Origin of the sequence: Dietzia massiliensis (assembly GCF_018390595.1) — a bacterium.
GTDB lineage: Bacteria > Actinomycetota > Actinomycetes > Mycobacteriales > Mycobacteriaceae > Dietzia > Dietzia massiliensis.
Genome location: NZ_JAHBAV010000106.1, coordinates 1 through 3,379, shown reverse-complemented (window position 1 = coordinate 3,379; position 3,379 = coordinate 1). Strand labels below are relative to the sequence as shown.

2 protein-coding genes are annotated in these 3,379 nt (G+C 73.2%); one reads left to right on the top strand and one right to left on the bottom strand.

From position 1 onward, the window contains the following. A partial coding sequence (gene dnaG, locus KHA85_RS16180) for a DNA primase (RefSeq protein WP_213186592.1) occupies positions 1–1,285 on the bottom strand: 1,285 nt, incomplete at its 3' end. A gap of 67 nt (positions 1,286–1,352) precedes the next feature. On the opposite strand from dnaG, the gene KHA85_RS16175 reads away from it, so the two are divergent. Further along, positions 1,353–3,356: a TPM domain-containing protein gene (locus KHA85_RS16175; protein WP_213186591.1), complete on the top strand. Its 2,004-nt coding sequence runs from the start codon at positions 1,353–1,355 to the stop codon at positions 3,354–3,356. Positions 3,357–3,379: the final 23 nt, after the last annotated feature.

Below are 3,379 nucleotides of genomic sequence, written 5' to 3'. Positions count from 1 at the left end.
AGCCCACCCACCCGGCGAGCTGACGGGCATACTCATCCCGCAGTGACGAGTCGCGGATGTCCGCCACCACCGGCACCGTGCGCCGCAGCGCCTCCACGCGCCCCTCGGCGTGGTCCAGGTCGTAGTCCTCCAGCATCGACCGGATCGCGAACTCGAACATCGGCACCCGCGCCGACACCAGGTCCCGCACCGCGACGTCGCCCTTGGTCTGACGCAGATCACACGGGTCGAGCCCCGGCGGGGCCACCGCGACGAAGGTCCGGCCCGAGAACTGCTGATCGCCCGAGAACGCCCGCAGGGCGGCCTTCTTGCCCGCCTCGTCACCGTCGAAGGTGTAGATGATCTCGCCGCGGAAGTAGTTGTCGTCGAGCATCAGCCGCCGCAACGTGGACAGGTGATCCTCGCCGAACGCCGTGCCACACGCCGCGACCGCCGTGGTCACGCCCGCCGCGTGCATCGCCATGACGTCCGTGTAGCCCTCGACCACCACCGCGCGCCGCTGCGAGGCGATCTCCCGCTTGGCCAGGTCCAGCCCGAACAGCACCTGCGACTTCTTGTAGAGCATGGTCTCGGGCGTGTTCATGTACTTGCCCAGGGTGTCGTCCTCGAACAGCTTGCGCGCACCGAAGCCGATCACCTCGCCGGCCAGGTTGCGGATCGGCCACAGCAGCCGGCGGTGGAAGCGATCGATGAGCGTCCCCCGCGAACTGGTCTTGGACAGCCCCGCCGCCTCCAGCTCCTTGGGCTCGAAGCCCTGCCGCATGAGGTGCTTGCTCATGGTGTCCCAGCCGGCGGGGGCGTACCCGCAGCCGAAGTGCTGCGCCTGCGCCATGTCGAAGCCGCGGTCGGTGAGGAACGTCCGCGCCGTCTCGGCCTCCGGGTCCTGCGCGAGCCGCTCCGCGTAGAACTTCTGCGCCGCCGCGTTGGCCTGCGCCAGCCGGGAGCGCGTGCCGCGGTCGCGCTGGACCACCTGCCCGCCGCCCTCGTAGGAGATGCGGTACCCGATCCGGTCGGCCAGCTGCTCGACCGCCTCGACGAAACCGATGTGCTCCATCTTCATGAGGAACGCGAAGACATCACCGCCCTCACCCGTGGAGAAACAGTGGAAGTAGCCGTGTTGCGGACGCACGTGGAACGAGGGGGTCTTCTCGTCCTTGAACGGGGACAGCCCCTTGAGCGAGTCCGCGCCCGCCGGCTTCAGCGCCACGTACTCGCCGACGATCTCCTCGATACGGGTGCGTTCGCGGATCGCGGCGATGTCCTGCTCCGGAATCCGCCCTGCCATGCGCCCAGAGTAGCCGCCCGCGCGGCGGACCGGCGTGGCCCCTCTCCGGGGCCGATACGCTGGGCTCATGATCGCCGCTTCACCCCGTCCGGCCACCCCCGTCGCCCTCCGCCGCCTTCACCTCGCGGCGGTCTCGCTGCTCGCCGCGCTCCTGGTCTGCCTGACGGCGTGGGGTTCCCCGACCGCCGCCGCGGAGCCGCCGTCGAACCTGCGGCAGCAGCTCACCGACTCCGCGGGCGTGCTCGGCGGCGACTCCCGCGACGTGGAGAGCCGACTGGCCGAACTGCGCTCCACCGACCAGATCCAGCTGTGGGTGACCTTCGTCGACACCCTCGACGGCATCCCGGTCGAGGAGTGGTCGCGGCAGACCCGGGAGCTCTCCGATCTGGGCGCCTCCGACGCGCTGCTCGTGGTGGCCGTGCAGGACGGCAGGTACTGGTTCGAGTTCGACGACCCGGAGCGCTCCCCCGCCGACGACCAGCGGGCCGCCCAACAGATCGCCGACCGCGACATCGAGCCGCGCCTGGCAGACGACGACTGGGCCGGGGCTGTCATCGGCGCCGCCGACGGACTCGAGCGGCAGGGCTCCGGCTCCGAGGTCTCGCCCTTCGCGATTATCGCGGGGATCGCGGGGATCGTCGTCCTCGTCGTCGTCCTGGTCCTGGTCACCCGCCGACGGCGCGCCGCCCGCACCGCGCGGCAGGCGGAGGACGCCCGCGACATCCCCGGTGACGACACCGCACGGATGTCCGCCCTGCCGATCGACGTGCTCGACGCCCGCGCCCGGGCCGGGCTCGTGGACGCCGACCAGGCCGTGGACGCCTCCGCCACCGCGCTCGAGACCGCGACCGGCGAGTTCGGCGACCTGCGCACCAGGCCCTTCCGGGCCGCACTCGACGCGGCACGCTCGGAGGTCGCCGCCGCGCACGGGCTCGTCCAGCGGCTCGACGACGACATCCCCGAGACACCCGATCAGCGCAGGGCGATGCTGCTCGAGGTGGCCGCCCGCGCCGAACGCGCCGAGCGCGGGCTGGAGGACCAGGCGACGGCGTTCGCGGAGATGCGTGACCTGCTCATCAACGGCGGCGCCTCCGTGGACGCGCTCACGCGCCGCGCGGTGGCCCTGCGCGCCCGGCTTCCCGAGGCCGAGAAGACCATGTCCGACCTCCGCGAGCGGTTCCCGTCCGCGGTGCTCACCTCCATCGCCGACAACCTCTCGCTGGCCGAGCAGCTGCTCGACGCCGCCGAAGCGGAGACCGGCCGCGCCCGCGTCGCGCTGGCCCGGCCGGTCGGCGAGCAGGGTGAGGCCGTGGACGCCATCACCTCCGCCGAGGGCGAACTCGCCCGCGCCGAGAAGCTGGTCGACGGCGTGGACCACGCCGCCGACGACATCGCGACCGCCCGACGGGACCTCGAGCCGCTCGTCGCCGAGGTCGAGGAGGAGCTGGAGATGGCCGCCCGACTGCTCGCCTCCACCGACGTCAGCGACGCGACGAGCCGCGACCTCACCGCTGCCGCCTCCGCCGGTCGTGACGCCGTCGAGGCCGCTCGCCGGGACGGGCAGACCGACCCGTTGGGGACGTTCTCCCGCCTCATCGAGGTGGACCGCGAACTGGACGAGGCACTGGCCGCCGCCGGACACGAGGCCGAGGCCGCCGGCCGCGCACGCGCCGCCCGTCGGGCCGCCCTCACCCGCGCGGCCGGTGCGGTCCGCGAGGCCGACGACTTCATCGGCAGCCGCTTGTACGTGATCGGTCAGGCCGCCCGCACCCGGCTCGCCTCGGCGAAGAACTCCCTCGCCACGGCCGAGGCCACGGTCGGTCCGGCCGCGTTCCCCGCCGCCGACCGGGCGCTCAACCTCGCCCGCGAGGCGCTGCGGCTCGCCCAGGACGACGCCTCACGGCCGCAATACACCGGCCGCTACGGAGGCCCGTACGGCCCCTACGGCCGCGGCGGGCGCGGCGGGCGCGGCGGTTCCGGCACCGGCGCCCTCGTCGGCGGCATGATCGCGGGCGCCCTCATCCAGGGCATGACGCGCGGCCGTGTCCGTATTCGCCGGTGGTGGAGGTGAACGCCTCGCGCCGCTCCGGGGTC